The organism is Terriglobus saanensis SP1PR4, assembly GCF_000179915.2.
Taxonomy (GTDB): domain Bacteria; phylum Acidobacteriota; class Terriglobia; order Terriglobales; family Acidobacteriaceae; genus Terriglobus; species Terriglobus saanensis.
Genome location: NC_014963.1, coordinates 1,935,156 through 1,948,111, shown reverse-complemented (window position 1 = coordinate 1,948,111; position 12,956 = coordinate 1,935,156). Strand labels below are relative to the sequence as shown.

Annotated in this window: 14 protein-coding genes; 5 read left to right on the top strand and 9 right to left on the bottom strand. The window is 54.4% G+C overall.

Features of this window, described 5'->3' with window-relative positions:
* Positions 1–7 precede the first annotated feature (7 nt).
* Both ACIPR4_RS08005 and ACIPR4_RS08000 read right to left on the bottom strand, forming a co-directional pair.
* Positions 8–406: a hypothetical protein gene (locus tag ACIPR4_RS08005; RefSeq protein WP_013568156.1), complete on the bottom strand. Its 399-nt coding sequence runs from the start codon at positions 404–406 to the stop codon at positions 8–10.
* 90 nt (positions 407–496) lie between these two features.
* On the bottom strand, positions 497–1,009 hold the full coding sequence (locus tag ACIPR4_RS08000; RefSeq protein WP_013568155.1) for a hypothetical protein: 513 nt from the start codon (positions 1,007–1,009) through the stop codon (positions 497–499).
* On the opposite strand from ACIPR4_RS08000, the gene ACIPR4_RS21565 reads away from it, so the two are divergent.
* The 5 genes from ACIPR4_RS21565 (at position 1,008) to ACIPR4_RS07980 (ending at position 4,144) form a co-directional block, all read left to right on the top strand.
* Positions 1,008–1,520, top strand: a complete 513-nt coding sequence (locus ACIPR4_RS21565) for a hypothetical protein (protein WP_049780805.1) — start codon at positions 1,008–1,010, stop codon at positions 1,518–1,520. The genes ACIPR4_RS08000 and ACIPR4_RS21565 overlap by 2 nt on opposite strands.
* Positions 1,521–2,306: 786 nt before the next feature.
* A complete protein-coding gene (locus ACIPR4_RS07990) occupies positions 2,307–2,840 on the top strand; it encodes a hypothetical protein (protein ID WP_041585985.1) in 534 nt (177 codons plus the stop codon).
* A 155-nt stretch (positions 2,841–2,995) separates the two neighbouring features.
* The gene (locus ACIPR4_RS22910; protein ID WP_041585984.1) at positions 2,996–3,469 is read left to right on the top strand and encodes a transposase; all 474 of its coding nucleotides are present in this window, start codon (positions 2,996–2,998) and stop codon (positions 3,467–3,469) included.
* Complete coding sequence (locus tag ACIPR4_RS23615; RefSeq protein ID WP_144312357.1) at positions 3,448–3,546, top strand: DUF4113 domain-containing protein; 99 nt, start codon at positions 3,448–3,450, stop codon at positions 3,544–3,546. The genes ACIPR4_RS22910 and ACIPR4_RS23615 overlap by 22 nt, the downstream gene beginning before the upstream one ends.
* A gap of 148 nt (positions 3,547–3,694) precedes the next feature.
* Positions 3,695–4,144: a hypothetical protein gene (locus ACIPR4_RS07980; protein WP_144312356.1), complete on the top strand. Its 450-nt coding sequence runs from the start codon at positions 3,695–3,697 to the stop codon at positions 4,142–4,144.
* A gap of 246 nt (positions 4,145–4,390) precedes the next feature.
* Here ACIPR4_RS07980 and ACIPR4_RS07975 read toward each other — a convergent pair whose 3' ends face one another.
* From ACIPR4_RS07975 to ACIPR4_RS07945, 7 genes are all read right to left on the bottom strand, one after another.
* The gene (locus ACIPR4_RS07975) at positions 4,391–4,684 is read right to left on the bottom strand and encodes a hypothetical protein (protein WP_013568150.1); all 294 of its coding nucleotides are present in this window, start codon (positions 4,682–4,684) and stop codon (positions 4,391–4,393) included.
* A complete protein-coding gene (locus tag ACIPR4_RS22080) occupies positions 4,671–5,360 on the bottom strand; it encodes a helix-hairpin-helix domain-containing protein (RefSeq protein WP_245536487.1) in 690 nt (229 codons plus the stop codon). The genes ACIPR4_RS07975 and ACIPR4_RS22080 overlap by 14 nt, the downstream gene beginning before the upstream one ends.
* Positions 5,285–5,944 carry a LysR family transcriptional regulator gene (locus tag ACIPR4_RS07965; RefSeq protein WP_049780804.1) on the bottom strand — a complete coding sequence of 220 codons (660 nt, stop codon included), beginning with the start codon at positions 5,942–5,944 and terminating at the stop codon, positions 5,285–5,287. The genes ACIPR4_RS22080 and ACIPR4_RS07965 overlap by 76 nt, the downstream gene beginning before the upstream one ends.
* Before the next feature lie 1,135 nt (positions 5,945–7,079).
* On the bottom strand, positions 7,080–8,129 hold the full coding sequence (locus ACIPR4_RS07960; protein WP_013568148.1) for an LLM class flavin-dependent oxidoreductase: 1,050 nt from the start codon (positions 8,127–8,129) through the stop codon (positions 7,080–7,082).
* Positions 8,119–9,123, bottom strand: coding sequence for an ATP-grasp domain-containing protein (locus ACIPR4_RS07955; protein ID WP_013568147.1), 1,005 nt, complete (start codon positions 9,121–9,123; stop codon positions 8,119–8,121). The genes ACIPR4_RS07960 and ACIPR4_RS07955 overlap by 11 nt, the downstream gene beginning before the upstream one ends.
* A gap of 111 nt (positions 9,124–9,234) precedes the next feature.
* On the bottom strand, positions 9,235–10,890 hold the full coding sequence (locus ACIPR4_RS07950) for a M28 family peptidase (protein ID WP_013568146.1): 1,656 nt from the start codon (positions 10,888–10,890) through the stop codon (positions 9,235–9,237).
* A gap of 59 nt (positions 10,891–10,949) precedes the next feature.
* On the bottom strand, positions 10,950–12,902 hold the full coding sequence (locus ACIPR4_RS07945; RefSeq protein ID WP_013568145.1) for an alpha/beta hydrolase family protein: 1,953 nt from the start codon (positions 12,900–12,902) through the stop codon (positions 10,950–10,952).
* Between the last annotated feature and the right edge of the window lie 54 nt (positions 12,903–12,956).

The window sequence follows — 12,956 nt, the reverse complement described above, 5'->3', positions numbered from 1 at the left end:
TTGTCTTTCACCTATCGATGGAATCCAAAAGATACCTCGATACAAAGTCCAGCAGCTCTAAACTGAAAAAGCCATTTGAATAGGCATAATAAGCCACTATAGAGGGGAGCATCGACGGCTGCATGATGCCATTTGCTTCAACCAAACCGAGCAGGAAGTCTCTACCTAGAGCGGCAATGCGCCACCGTTTACCCTGCTTGACACTCACGAACCGCAGCTCTTTCAAGTAGCAAAGCTCTCGAACAATGCGCCGCTGACCATGCTCCGAATTCAACGCGGCCAGCGATGGGCTGTCTAACCGTTTGGGGTAAGCACGGTTTAGATCGACCAGCAGAGCCGCCCGAAGCCGCTGTAGATGTACTACCTCAAGCATCATCCTTTGATTACTGATCTCTTCCTGGCTCATCGTAAAACTCCGTCGTCGAGGCTGTGGGTTTGTGGGACGAGCGCTCTATGCTCGTTCCAAGCGCTTGCGCGTCAAATCCATAGCCTGCCTTTAGTGCTGCCTAGGCTTCTTCCCGGTCGGCTTCGGCGGCGCATGGGTGTCCGCTGTAGCAGGTGTGAGCGCAAGGAGAAGATGCTGCAAGTAGTCGAAGCGGTCGTTCAACGCCGCTACCTGCCGGGCAAAGAAAAAGTAAGCCCCGCCGCCGCCCAGAGCCATGCCAAGAGCAAGAATGAAGGCGAACACGGTCCAGGTCTGGAAACGGGCCTCCCGCTTAATCTGCTCGACCGCCTCCCGCGCATGGTAAGCCGCCACCTCAATCGACCGGATCGGCCCCTCGACAGCCTTCTCGATGGGCTGCTTGAAGTCCTCCTGCACGACCTCCCGGATGCCGGCGGCGATGTACTTGCTGGTCTGCTGGCCCAGCATGGCCGGCAACTGCCGCACCTGAGCGATCGTGGCTTCAAGCGCAGCCGTGCTTTGCTTCAGCTCCGCGTCCCGCGCCGTCATGCCCTCTGCCAGCTGGCGGGTGGCTCCGTAGATCGCTAACAGCTCATCGTCTCTCATGGTGCTACCTTCCTATGCCAAACCCACGGGAGCGCTCGCGCTCAATCTCCGGCTCTTTGGTCTTCGTCTGTTCCTGCTGCTGCTTCAATGCCTGCTCCTGCTGCTGACGGGCAAGCGCCTGCGCCTGTTCCTGCTGAAGCCTGGTCTCCATGCGTGTGGTTTGATCAATCCAAAGGTCGAGGGCGGCTTTGTTTTATCCTCGCAAGTCTATTCCACCGCTGTGATGGGGATCTATTCAACGAAACCTGGAGCTCGTGGTCGCAGGCAGAAGACGGACCTGTCTTACATGAAAGACGAAGTCCCGATGGCAATGATCGGCATAGTGCCGACCAAGGTAAGTGCAGAGAACGGGCCGATCCATCCAGGGGACTTGTTGGTTACATCTTCGCGGCCCGGATACGCCATGAAAGGCACTGATCGCAGTCAGATGCTCGGCGCCGTGATCGGTAAGGCACTCGGCCATCTCGATGTGGGCACTGGCGTTATCGAGATCGGAGTCACGTTGCAATAGCAACATGACTGTGAGCTTCAAGAACGTGTTTACGCGCGAGGGCGTGTCTACTGATCAAGCGTTTGGTTCCCGTGGTCAGCGCCGACTTCGGGAAGCGAAGTGCGCGATGGGTTTTCGCAAAGAGCCAAAGGAAATTTTTCGTTCCGTTTTTTAAACTTTGGCGCAGCAGCACCATAAGGATTCCCCATTTGGGAACCATTACAGAATTCGTCCGCTTATTTAATGCGTCAGTTTGTATGTCCCGTCATAAGCTCGACAGCTGAATCACAAGAATCTCTTTGAGGATCTCCAATGCGCGTTAGACTGCACCACTTGTTTTGGTCTCTGCTCTTTACGACAGTTGCCTTAGCGCAGAACACGTTCCCCGCCAGCGGTAACGTCGGGATTGGCACGACGAACCCCGCAACCGCACTGGATATTGTTGGTGACATACATACCCAGCGAAGCGGTGGGAGTCAGATATTCTTTCAGACTCCTTCGTCCGACGCTCGGATAGTAGCGGTCACGTCAAGCGGTACATCACAGCAACTGCTCTTGAACGCAGGCGGCAAGGTCGGAATAGGCACGTTCACGTCAACGAGTCTACTTTCTATAGGAGGATTTTTTAATAACTCCGCCAATTCGCCAATACTATCTACACATGCTGGGCTCCTTGGATCGGCAGCAGGAAGCGAACTCAAATTAGCGAGTTTCGGTTTTGGAGCAACTAACGAAGAGCATCTTGGGATCTATGGTTATCGTAGCTCTACAGGTTCCGACTGGACAACTACTTCCCTCGGGTTGGGTATGGATGTCGACGCAACAACAAGGGCCGGTAATGCGGCACTCTGGCTGAGCGCTTCCGGCAATATCGGCATCCGCACGACGACGCCTACTGCGGCATTTGAAGTCAACGGGAGCGTAAAGTTGACCGCTGGCAGCGGAGCATCGATGACTTATCCGGACGGTACGATCCAGAGCACCGCATGGAATGGCGTCCTCTCGGGGGGTGACTACGCCGAATCGGTCAACGTCTCTGGCGACCATGAAAACTACGAACCCGGTGATGTGCTGGTGACTGATCCCGCCATCGAAGGCAACTTCCTCAGGTCATCTGTGCCGTATTCCACCACCGTCACCGGTATCTATTCCACCAAGCCGGGAATCGTAGGCAGACGTCAATTCACTGCTAGAGCGCACATGAAGGAAGAAGTGCCGATGGCTATGACTGGCATCGTCCCAACCAAGGTCAGCACCGAAAACGGTCCGATCAAGCCCGGCGACCTGCTCGTCACCTCGTCAAAACCAGGCTATGCCATGAAGGGTACCCACACTCGGTAGACGCCTATGGCAGCTATCTCGACCAACGCCTGCTCCAGGGCTGCCGTAACGTCAGCCAGCTCTGGCGAGAACTAAGACAGCACGGCTATCGCGGCCAGCTCAGCAGTGTCTGGCACTGGCTTCGGAAACATCAAGGGCATGCCAAGCAGAATTCGTTGAACAAGCGCGTAAAGCCCATCGTGCATGCATCACCACGTCATACGGCATGGCTGATCCTAAAGGAAACAGCTTCCGCAAAGCCCTATCTCGACGAGCTCTATCGCGCCTCTCCCGAAATCGCCCAGCTCGCGCATCTCGGAAAGGAATTCTTCCGTATCGTTCGCTGTCGCGATCTTGCCGTGTGGCCCAAGTGGCTTGAAGATGCCCAACACACCGCCCTAAGCCGCTTCGTCTCCGGGATCACACGCGATCGGGACGCCGTCGAAGCCGCCTTGCATCTGCCGTGGAGCAACACGCCCGGTAGAGGGACAGGTCCATCGGCTCAAGCTGCTCAAACGGCAGATGTACGGACGCGCCAGCTTCGATCTGCTAAGACTGCGCGTCCTCCAGAAGGCTTGAAAACAGAGCTCTATGCGAACATCGACCCAGCAGGAACGTCCTTCACCAAATGTACGGAAGAACCCAAATAGTTCTCAAAGCAACAGACTTCCGCTCGCCTCGGCGGACTACTAGATGGGATGAACTGCCAACAGTGACAGCAAAATGATCGCTACACCAAGGGGAAAGTGTATAAATCACGTGTGATAAGCAGACTGAAGAAGTTGTTTGGCAGTACGAAGTCGAGTCCCTTGCCACCTGGGGATGGGCTTGGCCTTGACGTCTTCCGCCTGAAGGCACAGTACGAAGTAGCGTCTTTGAAGGAGTTCCTTGGTGGTGAAGCCTTCGCCAGGCTGCGAACACTGGACAGGAAGATTCCATCTCCTGGTGAGATCATCCTTTCAGAATCCCGTGGACTGCGGCTAGAAACCATTGCCTCTAATCTTAAGAATTTCGTCGCCAAACTCGATCAAGAGATAGGTTCTTCGGTCGAAGCTGCAAGAGACGAGTCTGCGCTGACTCTCTGGCGCTTCATAGGTCGACTTGATGACCTGGCGGACATCGGTAGTCGCCAAGATGGGGATGCTGAGACGCGAGAATACGTGACGAACCTTTTGGAATTCAATCTCTCGCTCGTCAACGAGCTGCAGAAACAGCTTGAACCGGCAGCTATAGAGATGCTTGTAAAGCGTTTCTCCGCGCGTGAGGCATTGCGCGGTGCAAACCTACGTCCATACGTTGAACCCCCAGCTCTGCCTGAGAGCTGAGGGATCACGACTAGCTCTGATGTCGCGTGTAGTTTTCAAAAAATATGGCAAACATTTGATCGCAGTATTTGGCACACCGAGCCCTCCAAAAGCTGACCGCTGAGAGACTGTCGTTCTTCCTTTACCTGTAGAATCCCACTGTTGCTGCGCCCGGCCGGCTCCACTTCAATGAGACCGTGCATTCATCAACATCTCGAGCTGGCTCGCAACCCGCCGGTCGGCATTGCTCGATGCTGCGACGCTATTTCATTTCGGCACATCTTCGTCCGACGCAACATACCAAGGAACCTTGGTGGTTTGGAAGAGCTCGGGACTGCGTCCCGTCAATTGGGATAAGACAACCTTTGCGATTCGAATGCTGTGCTCAACCTCTTTGTCCCATTCGACATTCGAGAGACCATCGCTGTGCGTAGGGCTCCATCGCGCTGTACGGATTGCAAGGACAAGGCTGGAGGCGATCACTAGAGCTGGACCGAGTTTCTGATGGTCCACTTCGTTACGGTAGCCGCCGATGTGCGGATCTTGATTAGTGGAAGTCATGGGAACGCACCTCAAGAGCCTGATCGGACACCAGTTTCAAACTCACGGCTTTCACATGAATGACACCGTCCTGATTTTGCAACAAACCTTCAGCCTGAATGAACTTCGCCCGCGTGACGACCAGACGCTCACGCTCGTAGAGATCGGTCGTGACGATCACATTAGCAATACCGGTTTCATCTTCCATCGAAAGGAAGATGAAGCCCATTGCTGTTCCAGGGCGCTGCCGCGCGATGACCATACCTGCGGTCTTCACATAGTCTCCATCCCTCAGGGTCTTAAGCTCTTCGGCAGAAGAGACACGCAGCCTCCGGAGTGCATCTCTTCGATACGCCATGGGATGCTTTCCAATTGTTAGGCCTGTTCCAGCATAGTCAGAGATGAGCCGCTCTTCGGTGGTCATTTGCTGAAGGGGTAGGCTCAAGGTCTCCTCTTGTAGGATGTGACTCTTCTCTCTGAGCAGAGGTCCTTCCATTTTCCCCGCCCGCTCGATCTGCCAAAGCGCATCGCGACGATGCTCGATTCCATCAAGCCTGTTCAGGGCACCCACCCGAGCGAGAATCGTGAGCTCCTTCCGGTTGAGAACAGGAACACGTGAAACTAGATCCTCAGCCGAGAGGAAGGCACCTGACTCTTGACGGGATTTGACGAGCGCCTCCGCGCTCTGCTTCCGCAAGCGACGGCGCGATGATCCGAGGGCTTCAATGCAACCTTAGACGCGAGTGGATTGTCTTTGCGCAGACAAACCACAAGCCGATCACGGCGGAGTTCTTCGATGTGCAGATCCGGTTCCTTGAGCGGGAGCGTGACCACAGCCGCATCGACTGTTCCTACCAAAATTTCTTCGGCAAGTTGCAGCGTATCGCCATGGGTAGGCCGAACTAAAGCCGTGGGCAGGATGGTCTTGTGCATGGAGCAAAAAGAGCGAAACAGCTCTTGATCGACGAGGGGGCTGGATCCGAGACGAACCTGTGAGACCTCTCCTCGTTCGATCGCAATGAGTACGTCGATCACTTCGTCGCGCATCTGGAGAAGAGAGCGTGCCAATTCGATAAATGCGGTGCCTGTCTCAGTCGGCCGGATCCGGCCGTCTTTAAGTTTGCGATAGAGCTTTACCGAAGAGTTTTCCCGGAATTGCCGTGCCTGCACGGTGAGGTTGGGCTGCGAAGTGTGAAGATGCTCGGCTGCACTGCGAAAACCCTGCTTCTCCAGGATGGCAAGCAGATAGCGGAAGTGACGAAATTCGGCCCAATCATGCACTGCTCAAGTCCCGTAGAAGCAACACCTCACTCGATTCGGGACGCTCGATCGTCCCCTGAGGAAATCTTGGCAGTCGGAGTTATCGGTCGCAATGAAAATCATGGGTTTGGCCAAATTTACTTTTCCGTCGTTCTGTCGTGGTGCCATTTCCAGCACCCCGATAACTCGCAGTTATCACCCGATAGATGAAAAGTATTGGACACCAACCTCCTCTCCGGAGAGGCTAGGAACACTTCACGACGTCTATCGATGTCGTCATTCCACCATCTGGAGATGTTCTATAACTGTGGCAAGCGTTGAACCAATTCGTACCAGAGAGGTTACGTCGACACGCGGCGAGACTGCAGCTTGGCCCCAAGGGACACTCGAAGCAGTTCCCCAGCCACCTCTTCATACGCCTGCTACCCCTAAATCTGGCGCGGTGTCCTTGGAACGCCATTGTTCCGTGGGAGAGTTATCGAAGCTGTGGGGCTTCAGCGAGAACACAATTCGGAGGTTGTTCAGAAAAGAGCCTGGTGTCCTCAAAATCGCCCACGAAGAAACGCGTCAAAAGCGGAGATACACAACGATGCGGATTCCCGAACGCGTTGCGCAACGGGTTCATAGACGGCTCCAAGGCCTAGCCTAAAAAAATCAGTCCTAAGCCCAGCCGAGAAAAGCATAAATTTACTCATTCAAAGGTGCGTCGACCAAACGCACCTTTTTGCATGCGTCGAAGCACCGGGGATGGAACGCGCTACCGCTGGCTGGCTTTCGTGGCAATCTCCATTCTTTGTACAACGTTTGTACAGCAGACCTGTAAATCGTGGCATTTCTAGGCTTCCAGTCAGACCTACCATCAGCAACTTACGTGTTATCAGCCGCTTAGAGCAGTTCGACTCCCACCGCCTCCACCATACTTAAATTTATTATTTTCAATCATTTACGGAATCCTTGAAATGCCGTGTACGGTACACGTTCGATAGATGCATTATGTTGACGTTCTATCGGCGGCATTTGAAGGACTGTAGCAAAGCTTCCGACCGCTTCTACAAACGTTGCGCCTGCCGGATGTGGGCCGAGGCACGGCGAACGGAAGCCTAATCCAAGATATTTTCTTTTGAAGTGGAAGCCAATCCCGACGCAAACCGCAAGCTCACTGACCTGTCCCCGCGCGAATCACGCTTTGACTGAACCGTTCCATCTCTTCGAGTTGAGGGCTGAATTGCAGCAGCAGAAGATTGACTCCTGCCTCTTCAAATCTGCTGATTTGATCCTGAACTTGCTCTGGAGTTCCAATCAGCCCCGATCGCAAGCCGCGATTCGAGACCGAGTATTCCTGGATTGACATCGTCTGCTCTAACTGTGTTCCCTGGAGCCACTGCTGATAGTTCTCATAGCCTTTGGCATTCTGCTTGACGTCGGTAATGCGCTCAAGCTCGCGTTTCACTTCATTCTCGGTGTTTCGAATGAAGGCATAGCCGGCCAATCCAAATTGCATAGGGGGAAGTCCAAAGCGGTCCCTTCGGTCGCGCATATCAGCGATCTTGGTGGCAACGTGCTGTGGTGAGTCGCCATGCATGACATACGCATCGCATCGTTGCGCGATCAGGTTTTTCGCAGCCTCGGATTCGCCTCCCGCATAGATGGGCGGCCTCGGCGTCCGAATTGGTTTGGGCTCCAGGACGGTGTTTTCGGTCTTGTAGTATCGTCCGCTGTGGCTATAGACCTTTTCAGTCCATGCACCATTGACGACCTCCAACCACTCTGCCGTGCGTCCATACCGGTCGTCATGCCGCTCAAAATCTACGCCGTACATAAGCGCTTCCTGCTCCCACCAGGAGGAAACTACATTGAGCGCCAGACGGCCATTGCTGATGCGATCGATGTTGGCTGCTTGCTTCGCAAAAAGCGCGGGCGAATGGAAGGTCGGACGGACGGCCACCATCAGTTCCAACGTCGATGTGACGGCCGCCAATGCGGCTGCGGTAGACCAGGCATCGAGACTGGGAGCATCTGTCCCTTTTATGTCGTTGAGATTGAGTTCTGCAATCAAAGACAGGTCGAAACCCAGATCCTCGCTACGCTGGGCGAGCTTGCGGGTGTACTCCCAACTGGCCTCCATTTGCTCATCCTCGACATTGCGCAGCCAGCCACCAAAGACAGGCATCCAGTAGCCATAGCGGATCCCCTTCTTAGCGGACACTTCGCACCTGTTCTTCCAGGAAGTCGGCAAGGCTCTCGAACGGGTTGAAGCCTATGACGCGCTGGGCATCCGCAACAAAGTTCGATAAGGCGTTGATGTCGTAGTAATAGATCTCACCGTCTCGATCATCGACGATGTACTCGATTCCGCCCACATCGATACCGGCCGCTTGAACGATGCGCTCAATCGTATGGATGACCTCTGCAGGTGGCGTGTACCCTTCCACTTTCAAACCCGCCTTCGATGCCTCGATGACGCATGCATTGTTGAGGCTTTCCCCCTTGGAGGTCTGGCAGATATCCGCGGGGCAGAGATCGAACGTCTGTCCGCTGAGATAGACCTGAATTCCGTAAAGATATTTACCTCCCAGCGTCTCCACCCGGGTGATCAGCCCGCCCCTGGCCGGTATAAACTCCTGCACCAACGCGATACTGTCGTAACCAAGATCCAGCTCCCCAGCATCTACAGCAGCTTTAAGCTGCTCCTTGGTGTCAAAACGAACAATGCCCTTACCACTACCCCCGATATTTGCTTTAACGACAACCGGATATCGCAGGCCCTCTGCTGCGGCAACTGCCTGGCTTGCACGATGAATCACGCGAGACGGAAGAAATCGAATTCCAAGGGATTGAAGCAAGGAATGCTGCGCCGCTTTCGAGATCTCATAACGAAATGCCTTCACTCCATTGAGAACTCGGACTCCGTGGAGTTCGAGGTGCTCAAGATAAGCAAGAGTGTGAAAGATCCCGGATCCATGATCCCGGCTGTTCGCAGATGGACTCATGCGATTGAAGAGCACCTTGAAGGTTGGCTGCTCTTTCCCAATTTCGTAGAAGTGATCTGGGATGAATATCCTGTCGAACGCAACTCCTCGGTGCTCCAACTCGGAGAAGATAGGGTTGAACCACTGTGGATGTTCATATAGAAAGGCGAGAGGCGCACCTGAATTGCGAGGAGCTTTCTCCGAAATCGAAGCTTCCAACTGGGTTGTCACAATACATCCTCCACTCTGTGTTCTATTCGATGCTTCGGCCTCTCGCAAGCACCCATTTCTAGAAAATCCGGAGAGTTCGGGAGTGCTGGATCGGCCTCTCTGAAACCCAGATCAGCTTCTGGGTATGGTGCTGAAGAAGCTCTCCGGATACCAACCAGGCTTCGCGGTGGCGTTTGCAACCCGCGTGATCAAGGTGAGCAGGACGTGGTCGAATTGCACTGCGGCGGCTTTATCAATCGGCTGCTCTAAGTCGTCGCTCGGGCGGTGGTAACGATTTTTGATCCAATCATTGAAGGCCTTCTGCTCCGGAGTGTCGGGAAGCCAGCCGAATTTAAAGGCTAAAGCAGGGATCCCATACTTTACGAAACTTGCCTGGTCTGAACGGATGAAACGGTTTTCGTCTGGCTGCTTATCAAATTGAACCTCGATGTCGTTGAGTTGTGCCGCGGCGCGGGCATCATTCCCCAGGGTTGATTCTCCTAGTCCCTGCACCTCAAGGAAGCGAAGAGGAAAAATTGGGAGATACATATCCATGTTGAGTTCCGCGACGATCTGTTTACGCGGCACGGTGGGGTAGCGCGCGAAGAATTGAGAACCAAGTTCGCCTTCTTCTTCTCCTGTCAGAGCAAGAAAGAGGATCGATCGCTTTGGTTGAGAGCCTTTTGCCAACGCCTTTGCTGTTTCGAGAAGTGAGGCCACGCCAGCAGCATTGTCCATCGCCCCGTTGTAGATCGAATCGCCGTCCACCGCCCTCCCCACGCCAAGATGGTCGAGATGTGCGCTGAGCACGACATATTCGTGCTTGAGCTTTCGATCACTTCCTTCAAGTAAAGCGACGACATTGGGTGCCTCAAACCTGGATAGCTCATGCGTTGCCGTTGTGGCGCGAACGCTCACCGCGAGGGGAAACTTCGGCAGAGGCTGGCCATTTTTGGCAAGAGATAGCAATTCGTCCAGAGAATGAGCCGAGCCTGCGAACAGTACCTGAGCGGATGCGATAGGAAGAGTGGCGCTGAGACGTAGTCCACTTAGAGCATCGAGTTCCGGGTCTGTGAGAAGTGTGAACGGACGAACGCCAGTCAAGGCACGTTGCGGACCGCCTTGAAGCTGTCGGGGCTCGGGAATAGTAATAAGGCCGATCGCTCCTGCGCCCTTCAGCGCCTTCCAGCGCTCGGCTGGAGTGCGAAAGTAAGCCTTCAGGGGCCCATGCACGGAAGGTGGCGATCCTGCGAAGACAATGGCAATCTTGCCATGCAGATCAACTCCCTGCAGATCATCGAAGCCCTGACTTGGTACGGCAAATCCATAGCCCGCAAAGACAGTCGACGCCTCAACAGGATTTGAATCCTGGACGTGTGGGTTCAGTACAACTTCCGTGCCTAACTTCAGAGCCTGTACATCTCCTCCGCGCGCCAGTTGGAAACTGGAATGGTCGACGTCTGTTGTAACTGTTCGAAAACCGACGGCCTGTCTAAATCCATCCTTCCCTGCTGGTTTCAAACCAATCGCCTTGAACTGCGACTCGACGTACTCCACAGCATGAATAAAATCAGGCGTCCCTGTGAGACGGCCTTTGAGCTCGTCTCCCGCAAGCACTTTAAGATGACCAAACCACGCATCCTCCGCCTCCTTTTCTTGTCGAAGGGTTGCAGGAGTTGTAGGACGGATGCCAGGATCATAGCCTCCGCTCGCGGGCCGCTGTTGTGCAAAAAGTGCGGATGTCGTTACGAGCAGCATCGTAGCGGTGTATCCACGAAAGAGATTCATTGTGGCTCCAGTTGGAGCCGCACCCACCCAGAGAAGATGCGGCCTTCGATTATTTCGGTCTAAGGTTTTAGATACTTATCGAGGAAGGCCAACTGCCGCTCGTAAGAGTCCAGGCGGTGTTCACGTTGCTGGAAACCGTGGCCTTCGTGCGGATATGTGATGTAGATAAATTCCTTATTCGCTTTCTTGAGCTCAGCCGCGAACTCCGCCGACTCCTGCGGAGGCACCTGCGGATCCTGCTCGCCATGAAGAATGAGGAGAGGCGTCTTGATCCTTGTCACATCAGGAAGAATATTTGCTTTACGGTAGACGGCTGGCTTCTTTTCCGGAGGACCGCCCATCTTTGTCTCCCAGCGGATCTTCGAATTCCGATTGGTGTACTGAAGGAAGAGAGCACGGTCGACCACGCCAAACATCTCAATGCCTGCTGCGAAGGTATCGGGAAGTTTCGTCACAGCGTTTGCTACAACAGTGCCTCCATGACTACCGCCCCCGATAGCAACTCGCTTCGAATCGGCGATCCCCGCGTCTACGAGATACTTTACCGAAGCAGCGATGTCATCGATCTCTCCACCGCCCGAATCTTCTACGTTGCTGTTACGGAAGCGTTCGCCATATCCCGTGCTTCCGCGGAAGTTTGGTTCCAGAACAACATATCCTTGCTGCGCCAGGAAAAGTGACCAGGGACTCAGGCTGAGACCCACCTGTCCTTCAGGTCCGCCGTGAGCCCAGATCACCGTGGGATACCTTGTTCCCACCTGGAAGTTCGAAGGCTTGTACAGAATGCCAACTAAAACCAAACCATCTTTACTCTTGAAATGAACAACCTCTGGATTGATCCCCAGATGTTCATACTTTGAATCTTTCACTGGCTCCAACGGATGAGCTTCCCCCGTAGCGGCTGTTTCCGCGACGTAGCTGGACGGTCCATGCAATGCTGTGCTGCGGGAGAAGTAAATCTTCGTGCCGTCTGGCGACCACTGCGGTGCGGATTCGTTGCCGCTCAGATGCGTGAGCCGACGAGGCGCTCCACCAGAGCTTGGAATAAGCCAGAGATGACGCTCCTCTGCGAGATCACGATTCGACGTGAAGACGATCCACTTCCCGTCCGGAGAGTAGACAGGATTTTCATCTTCCCCGGTTCCTTTGGTCAATTGCTGGGGCTTGCCGCCTTTCGACGAGATGAGCCAGATTTTGTCCCAGGCCGATTCCTGAAGAATGACTGCAAGCTTGCTGCTGTTGGGCGACCAGGAGGCTGTATTCACTGCCCATGCACCACCGGGATCGTTCTTCGCAGTGTAGAGATCGATCGAGGCCCCGGCAGTTCCTGTGGCCTGGTCAAACACCAGCACCTTCAGCTTTCCTGAGAAGAACTGCCGCGACCGCTCTGTGTAGGAGATTCGTGTGCCATCGGGTGACCATGATGGATTGGGATCGAAACGATCGGAAGAGACAGCATCGCCCTTATCCTGTGCCGTATTGGCGATCACATCGTCGCCTTCGTAGATCTCCGTCGCAGCAAGGAGTTTCTCTTCCTTGCCATCGTCGCCGACCACGTAGAGTTCGTTGAAGCCTTTTCGTCCGGACTGGTAGAGAATCCATTTGCCGTTGGGATTCCACAAGGGATGATGGTCCGTTGCGCCTCGGGGATCCCCGGGTCCGGCGGGATCATGTGTCAGTTGTTTTAAGTCCCCTCCACTGACCTCGACAGTCCAAACATCTCCTTTGCTGATGTAGGCGATGCGTCCACCATCGTGGGACCATTGCAACTCCGATTTAGGTTCCTGCGAATGTGTGATGAGCTTTGCGGGTCCGCCCTCAACAGGCTTCAGAGCAATCTGACCACGCTCCTGTGTAGCAAAATACTTGCCGTCCGGCGAGAGGAGACCTTCTCCGCCTCGTCCGAACCCACCAGCTCCGAGTAGATCATCTATGGTGAGTCGCTCTGTCTGACCAAACAAAAGCGCGGGAGAGAGCAAAAGTGCCAGGTACTTGTACGCCGTATTTCGCATCTTTTCTCCAGGACCTGCGTGTGGCGGATGCTCAACCTCAGTTCAGCATCCGCC